Genomic DNA, 19,594 nt, shown 5'->3' with positions numbered 1-19,594 from the left:
TGGGCGGGCCGCGTTGTCCCTATTTTTTGCGCCGCCGCCGTACGCGGTCCTTTTTGGCGCACCCTTTGGAAGGCTTGCTTTGAACACCTCATTCCGCCGTACCCTCAAGTCCCTCACCGCCGCCGCTGCCACCGCGGGAATCATTGCCGCAGGCGCCACCGCCGCGTCCGCCCACGTGAGCGTGGACCCGGATGAGACCGCCGCGAACGGCTACTCCCACCTGACGTTCAACGTCCCCAACGAGTCCCCCACCGCGAAGACCACCAAGCTCGAGGTCACGCTGCCCACCGATACACCGTTCACCTCCGTCTCGGTCAAGCCTGTGGAGGGCTGGACCGCACAGGTGGTCACGGGAGACCTTCCCAAGCCGGTCACGGTGGCCGGTGCCACTGTCACCAAGGCGCCGGTCTCGGTGGTCTGGACCGCGGACGATGCCCACCAGCTGGGCCAGAACCAGTATCAGTCCTTCTCGCTGTCCGTGGGCCGGTTGCCCGCCGAGGGCACCAAGGTCACCCTGAAGGCAGCCCAGAGCTACACCGACGGCAGCGTGGTGAAGTGGGACGAAGAGAGCGCTGAGGGGCAGCCGGAGCCCAAGCATCCGGCCCCGTCCTTCGTGACAACGGCCGACGACGGCGCTGCCGCCGCCGGTGCGTCAGCGGCACCGGGCGCCGAGGCAGTGTCGGAGACGAAGCAGGTCTCCACCGACGCCACGTCCGTGTGGGGCCTGGTCCTGGGCGCGGCAGGCTTCGTGCTCGGCGCAGCGGCCCTGGGGCTGGTCCTTGCCGGGCGCCGGACCCGCACTGCCGGCAAGTAGGGCGGGAAACCGAATGAAGACAACGTCCCGCAAGAGCCCGGCGGCGTGGCTGGCATGGGTGCTGCTGGCGCTCACCACAGCGGCGTTCGTGCTCGCTTCATCGGCACCGGCGCAGGCGCATGACTCCCTCGAATCCAGCAACCCGGCCGATGGTTCCACGGTCAGCGCGATGCCGGCGAAGATCGAGCTGACCTTCGACCACACCCCGATCGCCATCAACTCGATCGTGCGGGTGGAGGACGCCACCGGCACCGACCAGGCGGACGGGCCGGTTCAGATCGTGGACAACCAGGTCAGCCAGCCGGTCAAACCGGGTGCTCCCGAAGGAAAGTACACCGTGGTGTGGCGGGTGGTGTCCTCCGACGGGCACCCCATCGAGGGAACCTTCACCTTCACAGCCGGCGGACCGAACACCGCACCCGCCGCCGCCGTTGCCACGCCTGCTGCTGCGGCGAGCTCCGGGCTGCCGGGGCAGCTGGTTGTGGTGGGGATCGTCGCGGGCGTGCTGGTCATCGGACTGCTGGTTGCCGGGGTCATGATCAGGCGCCGGCTGCGGAACCCGGAAAACAAGGCCTGATAATGGCCAGCGCCGGCACGGCAACCGCCAGAAATGTAGCCGTGCCGGCGCTCCTCGGCTTTTGGGGCGTGCAGCGTTAGGGTGGGCCTTGCCCGGTCCACACCTGCACACATCAGGAGTCCCCATGCCCAAGCCCACTATCGCCCCCGGTGATCCCTGCTGGATCGACCTCATGACGTCCCGCCCGGAAAGGTCCCGCGAGTTCTACACCCGGCTGTTCGGGTGGACCTATGAAGAGGGCGACCAGGAGACATACGGCGGCTACATCACGGCCTTCGCCAATGGATCGCCGGTGGCCGGGATGATGAAGAACGACGACGACTCCGGATATCCCGACGTCTGGACAACGTACCTGCGCGTAGAGGACATTCACGCCACGGCGGAGGCGGCGCTGGCCGCGGGCGGCCAGGTGCTCATGCCGCCCATGGAGGTTCCCGGACAAGGACACATGGCGATGATCGCGGACGTGGGCGGAGCAGCAGTTGGCGCCTGGCAGTTCGGCGGCCACACCGGATTCCAGTCCACGGGCGAACCCGGGACCCCGTACTGGCATGAACTCCACACCCGCAACTACGCCCCGTCCGTGAAGTTCTACCAGGACGTCTTTGGCTGGGATACCGACGTCATGAGCGACACCGAGGACTTCCGCTACACCACGCTGGGGTCCGGACGGGACTCCCGGGCCGGCATCATGGACGCCTCCAGCTACCTGCCGGAGGGGGTGCCGTCCAACTGGCAGACCTACTTCGCGATTGAGAACACCGACGCGGGCGTTGAGATCGCCACGTCACTGGGAGGCCAGGTGGTCCACCCCGCCGAGGACACCCCGTTTGGGCGCATTGCTGCCCTGACCGACCCCACAGGTGCACTGTTCAGGATCGCCCAGCGGTAGGTCCGGGTTTCCTCCGGTCCTGCAGGGGGTAAGGTCTGTCCATGATCCAGGCTGCGGCCGTGTCCGCGCTGACGTCCTATCACTGGCTCGGGATTCCCATCGCCGCCGCCGGCGCCGTCCTGCTTGCCCTGGGAACGCTGTTCCAGCACCGCGCCGTGGAAAACCAGCCGGCGGCATCCGGACGCGCGGCAGGCAGTATGGGCGGTGGCCGCCTCCAGGCGCTGGTCCGGAAACCAGCGTGGCTGGCCGGGACGGCGATGCTGGGCGCCGCGATCCTGCTCCAGCTGACCAGCCTCCGGTTCTCGCCCCTGATCGTGGTGCAGCCCATCGGTGCCGTGGCCCTGGTGGTGACCACGCTGGCCACCGCCCGGATGACCCGCAGGTCCCCCGGGCGCCGGGCGCTCACCGCGGTCGCCCTCTGCGTTGGCGGGGTGGGGGTGTTCGTTGCCGTGGCGGCGCTGTCCGCGGAGGACGTGGAGATCAGCGACCGGCACCTGGTGACCATCCTGATCGTTCTCGCCGTGGTCCTGGTGTGCGTGGCCGTGGCCTATCTCTTGTGGCGGCACCGCTCAGGTGCCGTGGTCTTCACCGCCGGTGCCGGGATCCTGTTCGGGTTCGTCGCGGCACTGGCCAAGACCGTGATCGCCCGGCTGTTCCAGGGCGACTTCGAATGGCTGTCCCTGACCTGCCTGGCGGGGCTGGTCATTGCCGGGCTGGCCGGCAGCTTCCTGGTCCAGAACGCCCACACCCGGGGCACGCCCGAGCTGGTGGTGGCCGGGCTGACCGTCATCGATCCACTCGTCGCCGTCGCCATCGGCATCACCATCCTGGGCGAGGCGGACGCAGCCCCGCCGCTGGCGATCGTCCTGTTCCTCCTGTCGGGGGCCACCGCCGTCGCCGGTGTCCTGCTGCTGGCTACCGTCAAGAAGCCCGTCGAGCCAGGAATCATGCGGTAACACCACCCAGGGTTTTATTCGTGCTCGCGGACGTATTCCTCGGGGCTTACATCCTGCGTTTCAATCCCCGCGGCATGTTGTGATTCGAAAATGCTGAACGCCAGGCCCAAGCGGTGCCGCAGCTCCAGCGACGCGTGCTGCCGGAAATCGGTCAGGCCTTCACGTTCCTCCTCTGCCATGTGGTCGCCGTTGGCTTCATTGGCCTTCGCCACCGCCGCCCACCACTGCGGAGTACCCGTTGGGTGCTTGGAAACGTCAGCGATGGCGTCCCGGATTTCGTTGTGGTCGTGGATGGCATCGGTGGTTTCGTCCTCGGCGGAGTCTTTTCCGCCTGCGCCCTTCCCCAGTTCCAGCAGTTCCGGGTAGAAGAGCTCCTCTTCTGCCTTGGCATGGACTTCCAGCAGGATGCGCATCCGCTTCCACACCGCTTCCAGGCTGGATGTTTCGCTGGTATGCATTTCATCGAGCAGGGCGAACAGGCGGCGTTGCTCGTGGTGGTCATTCAAAATCACTTCAACGATGTCCAATGGGGATCCTTTCGCAGGGCAGGTACGCAACAACCCTTACCCCCAACGAGCCCATCTGCCACCACCTGCCACCCGTCGGAACACGATTCCCAGCGCATTCCCAGCAAACAACCACGGATGCGGGCCGCCCGCTGGGTACGTCTTCGCCGAGACGCTGATAAGAACCACGCAGGGAGGACGAGACATGGACGCACTGCCCCTGGCGGTACTGCTCCTCATTTTCGCCGGTGCCGCGGCGGTGATCTGGGTGGCCGGCATCCAGCTGTCGAAACAGACCGATGTCCTGGATGACCGGCTGCACCTTGGTTCGGCGTTGGGCGGCCTGATCCTGCTGGCCATCGCCACCAACCTGCCGGAGATCGCCATCACCGTCAGCGCTGCCCTGTCCAACAACATCGGAGTGGCGGTAGGGAACATTTTGGGTGGCATCGCCATCCAGACTGTGGTGCTGGTGATCCTGGACGTTTTTGGAACCAAAGGCACCGATCCGCTCAGTTACAAGGCGGCGTCCCTGACCCTGGTCATCGAAGCCGTCACGGTCATCGCGGTGCTGGGCGTGGTGATCGCCGGCAGCCAAATGCCGGGCTCGCTGGTGGCCTTCCGCCTGACTCCTGCCGCGGTGCTGATCGCCGTGATCTGGATCCTGGGGCTGGTCCTGGTCCAACGCTCCCAAAAGGGGCTGCCCTGGCACCAGCAGGGCGACGCCCCCGGCGGGCAGGACCAGCCCAAGGGCCACTCCAAGAAGAAGTCCGCGGACAAGAGCCGGCACATCAGCACGGCTAAGTCAGCCCTGATCTTCACTGTGGCGGCGCTGGCAACCCTGGGCGCCGGCGTCGTCCTTGAGCGCAGCGGCGATGCCATCGCCGGGCATATCGGTCTATCCGGCGTCCTGTTCGGCGCCACCTTCCTGGCCCTGGCCACGTCCCTGCCCGAGATCTCCACCGGCCTGGCATCCGTGAAGCAGGGCGACTACAAGCTGGCCTTCAGCGACATCTTCGGCGGCAACGCGTTCCTCCCGGTCCTGTTCCTGGTGGCGGTCCTGATCACCGGCAAACCGGTCCTGCCCCAGGCGCAGGCGACGGACATCTACCTCACGGCCCTGGCGATCCTGCTGATTCTGGCCTACCTGCTGGGCCTGCTGTTCCGCCCGAAAAAGAAGCACCTGGGCATGGGCATGGACTCACTGGTGGTCCTGATCCTGTACCTCGTGGGAGTCGCCGGACTGTTCGCCGTAGCCACCATGTCCTGACCGCCGGATCCGGTATTCACGCCACGAGATCCAGGCGATGAAGATGCCCAACGCGGTGAGGACATAGACAGCGCCAAACAACGACGCCGGCCCCGGGAGATTTGCGATCAGGTGCACCAGGCTGTTGGCCAAGAAGTCCGCGCACTCAGGTCGAGTCCATGATTGAGACGGTGTGCGTTTGAATAGGCACGTAAGTGGTATTTCTCATTACCCAATCGCCCGGCCTACAGTTGCCGGGTGCTGCAGAGTTGCAGCGCGTTGAAGATCCCCCGGATTTATCTGTGGCCCGTGAAGCCTCCGGCTCCGCGTGAAGGCCTGGATGTGAAAGAGAGTCAATGGTGACTAGAACCGCATATGACGTCCAGGACGTCATCGACAACACACCTATGGGGGTGAAGCGCTGGACCACCGTGGTGTTGTGCTTCGTGATCGCCCTCCTGGACGGGTTCGATACCCAGTCCATCGCTTTCATTGGGCCCGCCATCGCCGATGACTTCGGCCTCCAGGCCACGGATATGACCTGGGTTATTACCGCCAGCACGATCGGCATGTGCCTCGGCGCCATGACCCTTGGCACCTTCGGCGACAGAATCGGCCGGAAGAAGACCATCCTGCTGGCGCTGATCATCTTCGGCGTCTTCTCCGTGGCCGGCGCCTTTGCACAGACCCTCGAGCAAATCGTCATCCTGCGCTTCCTGATCGGGCTGGGCATGGGCGGCGCCACGCCCGCACTGCTGGCGCTGACGGCCGAGTTCAGCCCGAAGAACCGCCGCGGCACCTTCATGACGCTCGTCCTCCTGGGACTTCCGGGCGGGGCCCTGCTGGGCGGCCTGGTGGCTGCAGCCTGGCTTCCGGTCATGGGCTGGCGGGGCATCTTCCTGGTGGGCGGCCTCCTGCCCATGGCCCTGCTGCTCGTCTGCCTCAAGATGCTGCCCGAATCACCGGTGTTCCTTGCCACCAAACGCACCCCGGCGGCCCAGGCGCAGGCACGGAGGATCATGGAGTCCATCTCCGGAGAGCCCATCGACGCGGACGCCGAGCTGTTCACCGAGGACCGGAAGGAGGAGCGCAGTTCAATCGGGGCCCTCTTTTCCCGGAAGTACCGCATGGTCACTGTCGCCGTGTTCGCAACGTATCTTCTGAACTGGATCGCCTGGTACCTGCTGCTGCTGTGGATGCCCACGGCATTGAAAACCCTCGGCCTCGCCGCTTCGCAGGCAGCCATGGGAACGGTGACCGTCAACGGCGCCTTCATCCTCTTCGCAATCCCGCTGTCCATCATCCTGCCCAAGGTCAACCCCCGCACGCTGCTGCTGGCCATGTTCGGCGCTGGCATCCTCGTGGCCATCGGCCTCGGGCTGGCGGGATCCAACTTTGGCCTGGTTTTTGTCCTGATTGGTTTGGCCGGGTTCGGCATCGGAGGCCAGCAGCTGGCGCTGAACTACCTGATCGCAAACGCCTACCCCACTCAGCTGCGTGCCACGGCCACGGGATGGGGCATCGGCATCGGCCGCCTGGGCTCGATCGTCGGCTCCGCACTGGGCGGCCTCATTCTTGCCGGGCTAGGTGTTGCCGGCTACTTCATGGCACTGGCCGTGCCGTTGGTCCTGGCAGCAGTAGCCACGCTGCTTGTGCGCTCTTCGCCCGCATCCCGGTCCGTGGATGCCGCCCAGGCAGCTGCTCCGCGCGAAAGCGAGCCGGCAACACCCGGCACCTAAGCGGTCAGGACGTTTGCGACGCCGCCGCGGACGGATCCAGGTCGGCGAGCGTGAGCGGGTGGGCAGGTTGGTCCGGGAACGGGAAGGTGCAGGTCACCGCCAGGTCCGGACCAACGTGGACCAGCTCCCCCGGTGCCAGGGGACGCCAACCGGGATTGTGATCCATGGGTTCGGTGGCAAAGAGCACTGAACGGGATCCGGATAGTTCGGTGCTTCGCGAGTGGATCCGGTGGCTCCGCGCATCCAGCGGTGCCGCCGGGGCCGGCTCCGCCGACGGATCGCGTTCCAGGATGAACAGCGGGTGGGTTGCCGGGTAGCGGAGCGCCCAGAGATCGGTGGCCGTGGTGACGATGAGGTTCAGGGCCAGCACGGGGAGCTCCGCAGCGATCCAGCCCACGGCGCGTGCGATGCCTTCCGTCACGTTCCCGCCGGCCCGGCGGCTCTCCCCCGTGATCAGGGCGAAGAGCCGTTCGCTGTCGGTCTGGCCCTGCACCAACCCGGCCACGCCCAGCTCTACCAGCCGCGCGTCGAGCCGGTCCAGCCCGTGGAAGGCGCCGTTGTGGGCGAACAGCCGCCCGTCCTGCTCGAACGGGTGCGTGTTCACCAGGGTGTGTGCGCCCGTGCTGGCGTACCGGACGTGGGCCAGGAAGGTGGTGCTGACCAGCTGCCGTGCCTCCCGCGCGAAGGCGTGGTCCTCCCATGCGGCGAGCGCCCGTTTGCTGACCCGCGCGCCGCCGTCGGCCTCAAACGTGCCGATCCCCGCGCCGTCGGGCTCCCTCCTGCTCTGCTCGGACAGGCTGTCCGGGGCGTCCAGCAGCCAGAAGGTGGCGCGGACGGGCCGGGACCCGGCGTGGAGCCCGAACAAACGGCACATGTGCGCTCCTTGGACAAAGCTAGTGGTGGAATGCTTCCTTCTGCTGCTCCGTGGGCATGGGCGCCGTCAGCGCATCCAGGTAGGCCACTTCCTTCTGGAGGTCGGCCAGGAAGCTGGCGGCGAGGTCGCGGGTGAAGCCGTTGCGGACCACGATCCGCTGCACCGTGATGCTGCTCATCCCGTCCGGCAGCGGATAGGCCGGGACCAGCCAGCCGTTCATGCGCAGGCGCTCGGAGAGGTGGTGCAGGTTCCAGTTCTTGGTGTGGCCGTCGGTGAGCTGCCAGGCGAAGACCGGGATGTCGGAGCCGTCGCTCCAGAGGGTGAAGGCGTCCATGGCGCCGATCTCGTGGGACAGGTACCGGGCCACGTCGCGGCAGCTGGCCTGCACGGACCGGTAGCCGGCAAAGCCCAGCCGGAGGAACAGGTAGTACTGCAGCAGCACCTGGGCGCCGGGCCGGGAGAAGTTCAGGGCGAAGGTGGGCATGTCCCCGCCCAGGTAGCTGACGTGGAACACCAGGTCTTCGGGGAGCGCCTGTTCGTCCCGCCACACAATCCAACCGAGGCCCGGGTACACCAGCCCGTACTTGTGGCCGGAGGTGTTGATGGAGGCCACCCTGGGGAGCCGGAAGTCCCACACCAGTTCCGGCTGCAGGAACGGCGCCACCATGGCCCCGGATGCGCCGTCCACATGGATGGGGATGTCCAGGCCGGTGCTGGCCTGGATGGCGTCCAGCGCGGCGGAGATCCGTTCCACGGGTTCGTAGGCGCCGGTGTAGGTGACGCCCAGGATGGCCACCACGCCGATGGTGTTCTCATCCACGTAGCGTTCCAGGTGGTGGCCGTCCAGCGTGGGGTGGTCGGCGGACACGGGCACGTAGCGGGCTTCCACCTCGAAGTAGTTGCAGAACTTCTCCCAGCACACCTGCACGGCGGAGCTGAGGACAATGTTGGGTGATTCGGTGGGCTGTTTGGCGCCACGACGGCGGTGTTGCCACCGGCGTTTGAGCGCCAGGCCACCGAGCATGCATGCCTCGGAGGAGCCAACGGTTGAGGTGCCGACGGCGGCGGCAGGGTCCGGGGCGTTCCACAGGTCCGCGAGCATGCGCCAGCACCGGGTTTCGATCAGCGCCGTCTGCGGGTATTCGTCCTTGTCGATCATGTTCTTGTCGAACGTTTCGGCATACAGCTGGGAGGCTTCCCGTTCCATCCAGGTGCCCACGAACGTGGCCAGGTTCAGGCGGGAGTTGCCGTCCAGCATCACCTCGTCGTGGACCACCTGGTATGCGGTGCCCGGCAGGGACTCCCCGTCCGGAATGGTGAAGCGCGGGAAGATGGTGGACTCCCCCGGCCGGCTGAAAAGGGGGTTTAGCTCAACGCTCGCCTCGGGCTCATGCCCTGCGCTCCGGTGTGACCTGGCCATGTCCGCTTCCTTCGCCCGCCGTCGTGGCAGGCTTGCGCCTGCCGTTGCAGATCCGCTGTTCCCAGCACTCCGTATTATTCATGCGCGCGGGGAGAACGGCAGCAGGCACGGCGTTGATATCAATCCAAAATCCGCTGTTCGCGGCTTGAAGACTTTTGCTTGTTCTTACAACCGAAAAGGGCTTGATAGCATCACTAGGCTCCAGTATCACAATTTTCCGCGAAAGTAGACCCATGCCGCGAATCCCGCAGTCCACGACGGCCGTGCTGAACACAGCCCGGCCGAGGCTTCTCCTCCTCGACTGCCTGCGTCTCACGGCGGCCATGGGGGTGGTGCTCTACCACTACACAGCTTTCGCCGGCTCGGAATTCTGGGGTGTTCCTGCCAGGGAACTGTTTCCGCGCCTGTCTGGAATCACTGCTTACGGTGCGCTGGGGGTCCAGCTGTTCTTCATCATCAGTGGATTCGTGATCCTCATGTCTGCTTACGGGCGGTCTGTAGGCCAATTTGCCGCTTCCCGCATCTCCAGGCTCTTCCCGGCCTATTGGGCTGCCGTGATCCTGGCGGCAGTTCTGCTTCTCGTCATCAGCCCCGGGAACCTGAATACGGTGTCTTGGGCTGATGCCGCACTCAACCTCACCATGCTGCAGCAGGCCGTCAATGTCCCGTCCTTGGACGGGGTTTATTGGACCCTTTGGGTCGAGTTGCTGTTCTACGTGACCATTGCGTTCTTTCTCTGGCGCGGGATGACGGAGCGGAAACTGCTCGCATTCATTTTTCTCTGGCCACTCCTTGGGTTGCTCTCCATCCAAGCGGACGCCGAAATGGTTCAGGCACTCCTCATACCCGTTTATTCGCCGCTTTTTGCCGTCGGCATGGGCATCTACCTGATCCATGCTTATGGGCATAACCTGGTTCGTTGGCTGGCCGTCGCCGTCAATGTCCTGCTCTCCTGCCACCAGACATCGGTGGGTTTCCTCCCCGCCATGTCTCACAGCACAGGCCAGGACCTTTCGCTTGGGGTGATGTGGCTGGCGATCCTGGCCTTCGTCGCTGTTGTGGTTCTGATCACCACCACCCCGCTGCGCCACCGCGGCTGGAAATGGATGAGCGTGGCCGGAGCGTTGACGTACCCCCTGTACCTGGTCCACGAGATGTGGGGCTGGTGGATCATCAGGACCGTGCATCACGCCTTGGGCCCTTGGCCTTCCGTTGCCCTCGCCGCGGCCTTCGCCGTCACGCTGGCGTGGCTAATCCACAGACTGATCGAGCGGCGCTTCGCATCACCGTTCAAAAAGGCCCTCAGCCGCGGGCTCTCACCGGCACCAGCTCATCCCGATCGATCCCTGAGCGACGCAAACGCAACGCCGGTCATGAGCTCTTCCTTAAGCTGAAGGCCATGGACGATCGCGCTAGGTTTCCCCTTGGCGATGATGCGGGCTCCACGGAAGACACCGGCGACTGACCGGGCCGGCGGAAAGTAAAACGTGCCGCCGCCTCAACTTGGGGGGTTATGAGGCAGCGGCACTGCATCCAAGGTACTCCCAAGCACACCCGATCAGCCGGGATCCGGCCGTCACGACCAAAACCTTGACGAATTTTTTACGCCGCGGTTTCACGTCCGGCACTCCGCACCATTGGCGCGCTGGAATGGGCGGCAGCATGCACAGCGCCTGCACAGGGCCGCCCTAAACCGGTGACAGGCAGGGCCCCGATGCTTGGTGTATTCCCTCCAGCGGGAGGGCCAACATCTAAGGAGCCCCCATGAAAAACAGCATGAAGTCAACGCTGGCCGGCCTGGCCCTCGCGGCAGCGATCGGCGGCGGTGCCCTGGCAACCACGGCGTTGCCGGCGAATGCCGCCAGCAGCGACTCCAGCCAGGCGGGCTCGAGCCAGTCCACGGCCCAGGCGTAGCCGCGCGACGAGTCGGAGGGCGGCCACCAGGCCAACGGGATCACGGAAACGCTGCTGACGGGTGATTCGGCAACGAAGGTCACCGACGCCGCGCTGGCCGCCAACCCCGGCGCCACCATCCAGCGGGTGGAAAACGATGCCGAAGGTGCCGTGTACGAGGCGCACATCATCACTGCGGACGGCACGCGCGCCACCGTCTACCTGGACGCTTCCTTCACCGTGACCTCCACGGAAACGGGCGGTCCTGGCGGTGGCATGAAGGGCTGACTAAACGCGTGCGGAACGCCGGATGATGCTGATCCGGACGGCAACTCCCGCGATAACCATGAAAACTCCCAGGGCCATGAGGGTCCAGACGGGGACGGAATCGGCGTCGATGTTCTTGTAGCAGACGGCCGCCGCCCCGATGCCGGCCTTCTGCAGGCCGATCAGTTCCGCCGCGTGGCTCTCCCGCAGGAGCGGGCTGCCGCAGAGTGGGCCCGATGGCTGGAGTCCGATGACGAAACCGAGGATGTACACGTCCAATCCGGCAGCAACAATCCACATCCACATCCGCCGCCGCCATAGGCCTTGGTTCCCGGCGGTGGTGGGCTTCGCGGAAGAATGGTGCATTGCCATGGTTCGAGCATAATCGGCCCTCGAGACGGGCGGGTAAGGACCGGGTGAAAGTCAGAGCCTGCATTCAGCTTTTCCCCAGCCTGCGCTCTTACAGTGAACCCGTGCCGGTCCATGCAGTCGGGCCTGGGCGCACGCGCAAATTGTGGAAGGACACACCGTGGTGAAGCCATCAATCCCGTCAATGAAGACCCGCATCGGAGTCGGAGCGGCAGCTCTCCTGGCCGCCGGCGCCATGGCCGCGGCGGGCGTGGGTGCCGCGTCCGCATCACCCAGCACAACGGCGCCGGTCTCGGCCGCCTCACCCTCCCATGCCGCCACGGGCGGGGCAAACGCGGCAAAGGGCGCCGGAGGACTGCAGGCGTTCCTGAGCCTGGACGCGGACAGCCCGCAGGCTGCCGGGGACCGTGCGGCCAAGGCAGCCGCAGCCCTGGTCAAGCACCCGCAGCTGTTCGCCAAGCTGCCCGCGGCCGTGCAGGCGGACGTGACCACGCTGAAGGATGCCGCCCCGGCGGACCGGGTGAAGGACGCCTACAAGATCAAGACCACCGCCCTTTCCGGCGGCTACGGCGCCGAGATCCAGAAGCGCGCCGAGGCGCTCGAGAAGACCGCCACCGGCCTGGCCGGCCTGCGCCAGGAGCTGCGGACCGCGTTCAGCTCAGGCAACCCCGGCGCCGGGCTGCAGCAGGTGGCCGACCAGCTCATCAGCCACCCGAAGGTGTTCGCCAAGCTCCCCGCGAATCTGCAGGCTGACCTGACGGCACTCAAGAACGCCGCCCCGGCAGACCTGGACGCCCAGGCGAACAAGATCAAGGACACCGCGCTGAACGGTGGCTACGGTGCCAAGGTGCAGAAGATGGCGGAAGCGCTGCAGAAGAAGGCCGCCACGCCCAGCACGTAGGGACGCGGCGCAGGGAAAGTTCGACGGCGGGTCCCCGGCTGAGGCCGGGGACCCGCCACGCGTCGCCGCATTACCGCGGTGCAGCAGGAATCGTCCAGTCACTGAAGTGCTTGGACCGCGGCAAAATGCCCTAACTGTCCGGTGGCTCGACCCTGAAGATCGGTGTTCAGATCCTAGGCCGCAGTTTGGGCAGCTTCACCCTGGTAGGCAAGTCTCTCGGGAAGTCGGTCGTCAATTCGGCGAACACTTCCCCCACCATCCTCGCCCGCTTCGAGTCCTTGAGTACCGGTCACATAAATCATGACAAATTCCTTGTCAGAGAGAAGGAAGGCCCCGCAGCATTGTGACTAGCGCGGGGCCCTCTGGTCTTCTCCACTCAACTGATGAGTACGTGTGAAGCCGACCTGGTCAACTGTAATGCAGTAGAAACGGAGTTCCCAAAATCCGGTAGTTTACCGCCGCATCACAATGATGACTACCGGTACCCGTCCACAATGGCGGCAGCGATCTCCTTGTAAGCCCGCCGCGTCTCGGGCTTCAGCACATCAAGAGTCACCAGGTCACCGTCTGCAACGCCGCGGTCGTGCGGTACCGCAATCAACTCACGGCAAATCCCAGCCAGATGTTCCTCGATGGCGTCCTTGTCCACGCGGGAAGAGACCTCGTCCTTGTCCGTGATCACCACGATCGCGTTGCGGGCCAGATCCTCGTAGCCGTGGCTGGCCAGCCAGTGGAGAGTGCTGCGGGCACGCTTGGCGCCTGACACCGCGTAGCCGGCAGCAATCACCAGGTTGTCTGCCGACTGCAGGATCCCGCTCATCGCGTTGTGGGTCACGCCGGTGCCGCAGTCGGTCAGCGCCACGGAGTAGTAGCCGGAAATGAGCTTGCGGATCCGTAGGTACTCCTCAGCCGTCAGCGAGTCCGAGACCTCTGGGTCCTGCTCCCCCGCGATAAGGTGCAGCCGGCCGGCGTGGTGCATGTAGCGTGCAAGGGCCGTCAGAGAGTCGATGGACTCGATGTTTTCCAGCAGGTCCGTGATGGTGCGCGGACTTGACTGCTGATAGATGCCCTCACCCAATGCCCGCTCCACGAGGTCACCCGAGTCGGGGTTGGCGTCAATGGCACAGGGCGCGTCGCCGCGGTATTCGGCTAGGGTCAGGCCAACGCCTACCGTGGTGGAGGTCTTGCCGATGCCGCCCTTGAGGCTCAGGATCGCCGTGTTGTAGCTGCCCTGGAGCTGGCGTGAGATCCGGCGGCCCAGCTCGTCCTCTTGGCGTTGTTTGGGGCCTGGTCCCAGGTTCCAGGCGCCGCCGGTCAGCTTGTAGAGGGCACCGCGGATGCCGCCCTTGGGGCGCGGCTTCTGCTCCTTGACGAACAGGCCGGGCGAACTAATGAAGTCCGGCATAGGGCTGTCAGCGATCGCGTCGGCTACTGTGGGCCGGCCGCGGCGGAAGGCTGGAGCCTCGGCAGGGACGTTCGACGGCAGCTCGGCAGCCTCGGGGGCAACCTCACTGTGGGTCGAGAACGACATCTCGGGAGCAGAAGCGGGAACGGACGCGATGGGTCCCGGCGCGGGCGGTGCTGGGACCGGTGCGGCCGGAGCACCGGGAGCAGCAGAGGCTGGCGCACGGGACGGCTTGTTGGCGTCGGCCGCGGCGGCGGCTTCCGCCCAAGAGGATCGGCGTGTCACCGGCTTACCGGGTTCGCTGGTGCTGGACATTTCAGGGGTTACTGTTGGCATGGTTCCTGTCCAGGCATCCTGCGCTGAGCCTTCGGCACGACGAAGATCGCGGCGTCGGCGCAGCTGCGGCTGCCCTGCATCCTCTGCTTGGGCGCCTGCATTCTGATCCGCCGGTTCTGGCATGTCTGTCCCCCCGGACGTTTCGGCAAACGGTTCTGCGGCACTGGTTCAATGAGTAAGTCTAGGGGGTCCGGCGGAAGGCCCTGCCAGGTATCCGCTGGTCAGTGGTGGATGAGCGCGGCCGACACCACTGCTGCGGTGAGCACCAGGAGAACTGCGAGGATGGCGTGGCTGACCCACCTGGGACGGCCTTTGTGGGGGTTTATGTCGACATATGGCATATTCAGCGTGGATAACCTTTGGTGCGAACCGGGCGGGGATAAGGAGTGCGCGGCGCTTGAGCCACAGCACTTGATTGAGGACGGCGAAGAGAACGGGCAATGAGCCCAGTAGCGCGTTCAGTGCCAGGGCGTAGTCCATATAAGCCTTACCTGCCTCGATTGGGAAGTAGTCTTTCTGTTCCCGTACTCGCTGAACTCAATCACGAGTCATCGTACTTGACAAATTTCGTCAAGGGCCGGAAGGTAATTGCGCCACAGATGACCGGCTCAGCAATACATTTCCAGGACGCGGGATTGGGTGGTGGCGACACTTTGAGGAAGCAGCAGGTGCGTCTGAGACTGGGCTGAAACCGCAGTCAAGTAAGGGCTGAATTACGGTCCCGGCATTAGTCCTTAGCGCCGCTGCCAACCCGCGTGACATTGTTCTAATAGCTGACCCACTGCCGGCCGCTGTTCCTGATTACTACTGCTAGGAGCCCGTGCAGGAGACACCGACGGCAACATCGGCAGCCACACTTCGGACTGTCGGGCTGCACTCGAGCAGGTCATTGCCGGCACTCCTCGCACCGGGGACATCTGCCACAACGAGTCAGGCGGGCACGTGGCGACAGTCACCAGCCTCGGAAACCGCCAATGTCACCCTGGGAGGGGGGCTAACCGACGCTGACAGGGTTCCGGCTGACCAGGGAGGACGAGTAGTTCTTGCGGCCCAGCGCCGGCTTCTCTACGAAGTTCCACGACGCTGCGGCGATTAGCATGGACCCAACCAGAACTCCAGTGACGAGGACAGTGCCCGGGACATCCCAGTTCCGGGCACCGACCGCCACGAGTGTGTTGACTACGATCATGTGCCAGATATACGTGCCGAAACTCAGGTCACCTATCCGGTCCGTGATGCCCCTGAATGCACGGGGCGCATTATAGCCGAACCAGATTGCAGCGTAGGACAGCGGCAGGGCGGCAAGGCCCGTCATGATCGCACCGATGCCGGAGCCGCCATTCTGGGGCAGGTTGATAATCACGAAGTAAGCCGCCGTGCAGACGAGGGCGAACCAACCGCTCTGCCGGACCTTATCCCAGTAGCGCGACCAAAAGATCCCAATCACGAAGTACCAGAGGAACGGCAGGAACGTCACTCCGAACAGCTTCCACGCCATCGCTGAGGCGTCGGCGCCACCAGTTAGGCCATAGATAGCCAGCGCACCGGCGGCCAGCGCACCGGCGGCGACGAGCGCACGGTTCCACCCGACCCTGGCCGCAAGGATCACAAGCAGCGGCACAACCACGTAGAAGGACACCTCAACCGGGATTGTCCATAGGCTCCCGTTCAGCACTCCGATACCGAAGTCACCAAGCGATCCCGGACTGTAAACCGGTGCCAAGAATAGGTTGCTACCAGCGAAGATTGCGAAGTCGAGGGATAGTAGCGACTTGAACGTGAGCGCCCCCGTGGCGAGCAGGAACACGACCGTGACGGCGAAGTAGGCGTAGAGCGCCGGCACGATCCTCAGCGCCCGGTTCCGGTAGAAGTCCCGCCAAGGCCTTGCCTCGCGGTGGCACTTCTCCGCTGAGCGGATGATGAGGAAGCCGCTGAGAATGAAAAACAGCGACACCCCCCCGTGGAACCATGGCCCGGCGTCCTTGGAATGCCAGAGGAACGAGGCGTCCAAATGGATGACTGCGTGATGGATCAGGACCATCACCGCAGCGGCAAGGCGCAGGAAATCAAAGGCGTTTGCACGCGAAGTTGTTTGCAACTCGGGTCCCCCAGAAGAGTTCAAGTATTGGCCCAAGTCTACAAGCGGCGCGTAGCGCCCTGCTTAGCTCGGACCTTGGACGCACGGTTCACCCAATCCCGTGCCGCGACCATGTTCGGCGCTTCCTTGCGCTTAGCTGGACCGTTATTTCCAAGGACGAACGCCAGCCCGAGCACAACCCACATCAGCTTCTGATCGTTAATGTCGCCTGACACCATCGCGTTTGTCAGGGCGAACGCTAAAAGGCCGAGGAACGTGGCAAGTGCGGGTGTCGTTGCATGTTTCTGCATCCGGCGGATGGCAACGATGACAAACAGGAGGAGCAGTGAACCGATGATCCAGCCGCCCTCCACATAGCCTTCAAGGAAGAGATTGTGGGCGTACATGCGCCGGTCGCCGTTTGTCATCTGGCTCACGTCGGCAAATTGCGGGAATGATCCCCACCCGATGCCTTGCGGGTGCGCGCCAATGATGGAGAAGGCTCCGTCCCAGATTTGCCCACGGGCCACAGTGGAGGCGTCTTCATCACCGTTAAGGAAGGACAGGACCCGTTCGGATCCTGCGGAACCGTCCTGAATGGAGTACCATCCGGCCGCGCCTAGGGCCAGCACCCCAGCCACCAAGGCCCGTACCCGGTACTTACGGAAGACAGGCGCGAGAGCAAGTGCCGCAACCACGCCCACAACAACGGCAAGCACAGGGCCACGGCGGCCGGACGCAAAGATCATCAGCAGCAGCCCACTTGCAGCCGCAAACATCGCGAACCGCCAAATGACCTTGGTGCCCTTCGCAAACGCCAGAACGAGAAGGACAACCACACCGGTCCCCATGAGCCGGGAGATACTGATCGGACTGATGTCGGAGAACGCCGACCCTGTCAAGGATTCAAGAGCACCAGCCTGGTAGGACATGACGCCCACGACTGCCGAGAGCACGACCAGCGTGATCAAGAACAACCGGCGCTGCTGTTCGGTTCGGAGGATGAAGAACGGAGAGGCAGCGGTGATGAGGGTAAACGTGAAAAGGGTCAGGACCTTCTGCATCCCATAAGGGGTCGGCGCAATCATGAATGCAGGGAAAAGGAAACACCACCACAGACCGAGTATGACTAGGATGCGGGGAGTGGGCCCCTTGGTGAGGAACATCAGCGCAGAACACCCTGCTGCCATGGCGGCAGTCAATAGCGTCAGGTCTACCGGTATCCAGCTCATCGCAGGCAGCGATTTGACCTGCCCTGCATAGGTCAGAACGGCTAAAGCGATGGCACCAATGAACTCCAGAAAACGCCCCAATGGACCATTCCCCCCTTGTTTTGACCGACACCCAAGAGTACCCGCTCGCCAGCGCCCCACAGGGGTCGGACAAATCCGGTAAGCACTACCCCTAGCGCGACCTGGCCGCCCATGGCACGGTGCACGCGGTGAAGGCAGGGCGTCCTGACTCGGGGAGGCAAGAAGCCTCAGCATTCCCTCAAGGCGGGCGTTGTGCTATGACGCGTTCTGACTGCTGCCCCAGTTCTCCTGCAGGCGCTTGATGAACCAGCGGGACTGCTCCGGCCCGTACGGCAGCACTGGGATAGCCTTGGTGGCGTCGTTAGGGCTGTCACGGATGGACTGCTGGGCCTGGCGGACGGCAGTGCTCATTGTGTTGGCCATGGTCTTGACGAACTCGTCAGTGCAGGGCTTCCCATGTCCGGGGATGAGGAATTCGTAGCGGTGGCGCAAGGCTGAGAGGTGCCGAAGTGCGTCTGCCCATTCCTCCGGATAAGAGTCCTCGAAGGAGGGGTGGGATCCCTGTTCCACAAGGTCCCCGACATAGAGGGTTGTGGAAGTGCCAACCAAAAGGTCGCCGTCGGTGTGGCCGCGGCCCAGGTAGAACAGAGTTGCGGTCAGGGCCCCGAGGTCGACGAGGACGGGTTGATCCTTGACAACGGCGTTGGGAACCACGATCTCGACGTTATCCCCTTCCCCGGCGGCCATCTCAGGCTCCAGCGTTCCAACGTGTTGGCGCTGGACGTCACCGTGCTGGTGGATCTCCCTCGCACAGTTCTGGTGCGCCCAGAATTCGGTAACGCCGGCTTCGGCGAAGACGGCGTCACCGAAGAAGTGGTCGTAGTGGGCATGGGTGTTGACGACGACAAGGGGCAGGTCTGTCTTTTCGCGAACTGCATTTAGGATCTCGCGCCCCTGACGGGGCCCGCTCCCGGTATCGAGGACCATGGCGCGCTCTGAGCCGACGATCAGGCCCGTGTTCAGCAGAGATCCTTCTGTGACCAATACATAGTTATCAGCGCCGACTTGGAGCCATCCCGACATTGTTTCTCCGTACCTCCGGCAAAGCAGCGTGCGTTCCCTTAGATGACCGATTGTACCCACTGGGCGAGGACGCGGTGGGAGCCATGCGTGCTGGGACCGATTCACTTTGACCCTCATCCGGCCCCCATCAGCGGCATGAGAAATCTTCCCTGGACCGGGCCGAGTTCAAGGTGGGAGGCAGAGATAGGCGCTAATGGAGCGCTGAACAGCACGCCCTTGCAGGACTTCTCATTGCCTTCCGTCCTGCGGGTCAATCGCCAACTCATTGAGCTTCACCCATATGGCGTGCATAAAGGTGTCACAGGTCTTCGTCACGGTTGCAGATCGTATCCCCCGACCGTCCCAGCGTTCGACAAATATCGCGCCGGAGTGGGATCGGGTAATGAAGACATCGTCGGCTACCCAAGCGACCCCGTTCGAGTACCCGAACAACGCGTCTCGATGAGTCTTTGAGGACAGAACTTCTGCCGATGTGTACCGCTTATGAGCTTCCATGCCGAAAAACTATTACCAAGTCTGGAGCGCCGCACGAGTAGGTGGTACTCATCTTTAGACAACACAACCCCTGCTGAGAATGTGAAGGTGGCACAAACCGTTGCCGACAACCCTCGTTGGATTCCTCAGTACCGGGATGGTGAGTTCGTTCGCGCCGCCTTTCGTTCAGCGTGCGCCCTGCTCACAGCGCCTATAAGGCGGCCATCGCACTCGCAGCACCACCCAACGCAGGTGTAAAGAGCTGTGCGGGCATATTAAGTAGCCGTCCGGGAGCGAACTAAGCCACCTGCTCACGCTCATCTAGTGACTGTATGCTGCAGAAGAAAGAGCCGGACGGCTCCCCTTGCAGGGCGGAAGGAATATGATCATTTCCCCGAGGGCCGGGATCAGAGGTGCTTGCAGACGCGGGCTCATGTCGCCCCTATTGAACAAAGGGCGATTGAAGAAGGCAGGTTGGAATGCGGCCGCCGGGGCCGTTACTTTGGTCC

Annotated in this window: 18 protein-coding genes; 10 read left to right on the top strand and 8 right to left on the bottom strand. The window is 64.2% G+C overall.

What is annotated here, in order from left to right:
- The first annotated feature begins 79 nt into the window (after nt 1-79).
- The 4 genes from MRBLMD1_RS01595 to MRBLMD1_RS01580 all read left to right on the top strand — a co-directional run bounded on the left by MRBLMD1_RS01595 (nt 80) and on the right by MRBLMD1_RS01580 (nt 3,239).
- Nucleotides 80-814, top strand: coding sequence for a YcnI family protein (locus MRBLMD1_RS01595; RefSeq protein ID WP_364396903.1), 735 nt, complete (start codon nt 80-82; stop codon nt 812-814).
- A 13-nt stretch (nt 815-827) separates the two neighbouring features.
- Nucleotides 828-1,391, top strand: a complete 564-nt coding sequence (locus MRBLMD1_RS01590) for a copper resistance CopC family protein (RefSeq protein WP_364396900.1) — start codon at nt 828-830, stop codon at nt 1,389-1,391.
- Between the two features lie 124 nt (nt 1,392-1,515).
- The gene (locus MRBLMD1_RS01585; RefSeq protein ID WP_224026828.1) at nt 1,516-2,283 is read left to right on the top strand and encodes a VOC family protein; all 768 of its coding nucleotides are present in this window, start codon (nt 1,516-1,518) and stop codon (nt 2,281-2,283) included.
- Nucleotides 2,284-2,324: 41 nt separating this feature from the next.
- A complete protein-coding gene (locus MRBLMD1_RS01580) occupies nt 2,325-3,239 on the top strand; it encodes a DMT family transporter (protein ID WP_364396897.1) in 915 nt (304 codons plus the stop codon).
- Between the two features lie 14 nt (nt 3,240-3,253).
- Here MRBLMD1_RS01580 and MRBLMD1_RS01575 read toward each other — a convergent pair whose 3' ends face one another.
- Nucleotides 3,254-3,766 carry a hemerythrin domain-containing protein gene (locus tag MRBLMD1_RS01575; protein ID WP_364396894.1) on the bottom strand — a complete coding sequence of 171 codons (513 nt, stop codon included), beginning with the start codon at nt 3,764-3,766 and terminating at the stop codon, nt 3,254-3,256.
- 184 nt (nt 3,767-3,950) lie between these two features.
- Between MRBLMD1_RS01575 and MRBLMD1_RS01570 the strand changes: the two genes are divergently transcribed.
- Both MRBLMD1_RS01570 and MRBLMD1_RS01565 read left to right on the top strand, forming a co-directional pair.
- Nucleotides 3,951-5,015, top strand: a complete 1,065-nt coding sequence (locus MRBLMD1_RS01570; RefSeq protein ID WP_364396891.1) for a sodium:calcium antiporter — start codon at nt 3,951-3,953, stop codon at nt 5,013-5,015.
- Nucleotides 5,016-5,353: 338 nt separating this feature from the next.
- Nucleotides 5,354-6,733 (top strand): MFS transporter, encoded by a 1,380-nt coding sequence (locus tag MRBLMD1_RS01565; protein WP_364396888.1) that lies wholly within the window; start codon nt 5,354-5,356, stop codon nt 6,731-6,733.
- Between the two features lie 4 nt (nt 6,734-6,737).
- Here the strand turns inward: MRBLMD1_RS01565 and MRBLMD1_RS01560 are convergent, their stop codons facing one another.
- Both MRBLMD1_RS01560 and MRBLMD1_RS01555 read right to left on the bottom strand, forming a co-directional pair.
- On the bottom strand, nt 6,738-7,607 hold the full coding sequence (locus tag MRBLMD1_RS01560) for a class II glutamine amidotransferase (RefSeq protein ID WP_364396885.1): 870 nt from the start codon (nt 7,605-7,607) through the stop codon (nt 6,738-6,740).
- 19 nt (nt 7,608-7,626) lie between these two features.
- On the bottom strand, nt 7,627-9,027 hold the full coding sequence (locus MRBLMD1_RS01555; RefSeq protein ID WP_364396882.1) for a glutamate decarboxylase: 1,401 nt from the start codon (nt 9,025-9,027) through the stop codon (nt 7,627-7,629).
- A 263-nt stretch (nt 9,028-9,290) separates the two neighbouring features.
- On the opposite strand from MRBLMD1_RS01555, the gene MRBLMD1_RS01550 reads away from it, so the two are divergent.
- The 3 genes from MRBLMD1_RS01550 to MRBLMD1_RS01540 all read left to right on the top strand — a co-directional run bounded on the left by MRBLMD1_RS01550 (nt 9,291) and on the right by MRBLMD1_RS01540 (nt 11,208).
- On the top strand, nt 9,291-10,421 hold the full coding sequence (locus MRBLMD1_RS01550; protein ID WP_364396879.1) for an acyltransferase family protein: 1,131 nt from the start codon (nt 9,291-9,293) through the stop codon (nt 10,419-10,421).
- 370 nt (nt 10,422-10,791) lie between these two features.
- Nucleotides 10,792-10,941: a hypothetical protein gene (locus tag MRBLMD1_RS01545; RefSeq protein ID WP_364396876.1), complete on the top strand. Its 150-nt coding sequence runs from the start codon at nt 10,792-10,794 to the stop codon at nt 10,939-10,941.
- Between the two features lie 126 nt (nt 10,942-11,067).
- Entirely contained in the window at nt 11,068-11,208 is a 141-nt protein-coding gene (locus MRBLMD1_RS01540; protein ID WP_364396873.1) for a hypothetical protein, read from the top strand.
- On the opposite strand, the gene MRBLMD1_RS01535 is transcribed toward MRBLMD1_RS01540, so the two are convergent.
- On the bottom strand, nt 11,209-11,559 hold the full coding sequence (locus tag MRBLMD1_RS01535) for a hypothetical protein (RefSeq protein ID WP_364396870.1): 351 nt from the start codon (nt 11,557-11,559) through the stop codon (nt 11,209-11,211).
- A gap of 157 nt (nt 11,560-11,716) precedes the next feature.
- Between MRBLMD1_RS01535 and MRBLMD1_RS01530 the strand changes: the two genes are divergently transcribed.
- Complete coding sequence (locus MRBLMD1_RS01530; RefSeq protein ID WP_364396867.1) at nt 11,717-12,457, top strand: hypothetical protein; 741 nt, start codon at nt 11,717-11,719, stop codon at nt 12,455-12,457.
- 475 nt (nt 12,458-12,932) lie between these two features.
- Here MRBLMD1_RS01530 and MRBLMD1_RS01525 read toward each other — a convergent pair whose 3' ends face one another.
- The 4 genes from MRBLMD1_RS01525 to MRBLMD1_RS01510 all read right to left on the bottom strand — a co-directional run bounded on the left by MRBLMD1_RS01525 (nt 12,933) and on the right by MRBLMD1_RS01510 (nt 18,611).
- Complete coding sequence (locus MRBLMD1_RS01525) at nt 12,933-14,321, bottom strand: MinD/ParA family ATP-binding protein (RefSeq protein ID WP_414703653.1); 1,389 nt, start codon at nt 14,319-14,321, stop codon at nt 12,933-12,935.
- Between the two features lie 871 nt (nt 14,322-15,192).
- A complete protein-coding gene (locus tag MRBLMD1_RS01520; protein WP_364396862.1) occupies nt 15,193-16,296 on the bottom strand; it encodes an acyltransferase family protein in 1,104 nt (367 codons plus the stop codon).
- 38 nt (nt 16,297-16,334) lie between these two features.
- A complete protein-coding gene (locus MRBLMD1_RS01515) occupies nt 16,335-17,588 on the bottom strand; it encodes an O-antigen ligase family protein (protein WP_364396859.1) in 1,254 nt (417 codons plus the stop codon).
- Nucleotides 17,589-17,783: 195 nt separating this feature from the next.
- Nucleotides 17,784-18,611, bottom strand: coding sequence for an MBL fold metallo-hydrolase (locus tag MRBLMD1_RS01510; RefSeq protein WP_364396856.1), 828 nt, complete (start codon nt 18,609-18,611; stop codon nt 17,784-17,786).
- Nucleotides 18,612-19,594 lie beyond the last annotated feature (983 nt).

The sequence above is a fragment of the Pseudarthrobacter sp. LMD1-1-1.1 genome, from assembly GCF_040676255.1.
Lineage (GTDB): Bacteria > Actinomycetota > Actinomycetes > Actinomycetales > Micrococcaceae > Arthrobacter.
Note: the sequence above shows the minus strand (reverse complement) of the source record. Positions and strands in the feature narration are given on the sequence as shown.